This window comes from Leptolyngbya sp. BC1307 (genome assembly GCF_002286735.1).
Classification (GTDB): Bacteria; Cyanobacteriota; Cyanobacteriia; order Phormidesmidales; family Phormidesmidaceae; genus Phormidesmis.
This window is the reverse complement of record NZ_NRTA01000189.1, coordinates 1-694: the sequence shown is the minus strand read 5'-3', so window position 1 is coordinate 694 and position 694 is coordinate 1. Positions and strand designations below refer to the sequence as shown.

1 protein-coding gene is annotated in these 694 nt (G+C 48.3%); it reads right to left on the bottom strand.

The features are described 5' to 3' along the window. Nucleotides 1-67: 67 nt before the first annotated feature. Nucleotides 68-412 carry a recombinase family protein gene (locus CKL79_RS22720; protein WP_121971739.1) on the bottom strand — a complete coding sequence of 115 codons (345 nt, stop codon included), beginning with the start codon at nt 410-412 and terminating at the stop codon, nt 68-70. Nucleotides 413-694 lie beyond the last annotated feature (282 nt).

Genomic DNA, 694 nt, shown 5'->3' with positions numbered 1-694 from the left:
TTTTCATTCTTCTGTTACAACAGATTTCTCGCCCTTTGACCACTCATCGTTACTTTCCTCAATAATGCTACTTACCAGCGGTTATTGAGCTATTGCAGAAAAACTTCCCCATTGCAGATGAAGTATCGATCTGCTCTTTCAAACTACGCAACTCAACGCCTTGCCTCTCAAGGTCTTCAGCTAGCGCGATCAAATGCTTAGTTGAGCGGCTAGCGCGATCTAACTTCCAGATGACCAGTGTGTCCCCCTTCCGTAGATGGTCAAGACAGTTATCCCATTCCGGGCGGCTACCCTTAGCTCCACTCTCGCCCTTATCACAGAAGGTGCGATCGCACCCGTCAGCGTTGAGTGCATCGAGCTGTAAATCTAGATCCTGCTCAAAGGTAGAGACTCGTGCGTAGCCAACTTTCAAATTTTCGTCTCATAACGCATCTATGCTATCTCTTTATAATACATAGGACACTGTTGGCGGTGCGATGTAGATAAGTCGAGTGTGACAAGGAGGCAATAGCCAAATTAAGAGTGGAGATATTCTCTCAGCAGAACCTGTCCTGCTGTCCCCACGTAACAGAGTCACCGACTCCGGTCACGCTGACGTTAGTAATGATGTCAGTGGAATGCAGACCACGAACGTATCCTGACCTAGTCGCCTAAACCGGGAAGGAGCAAGGGGAAGTCCGAAAGGGTTAACGCA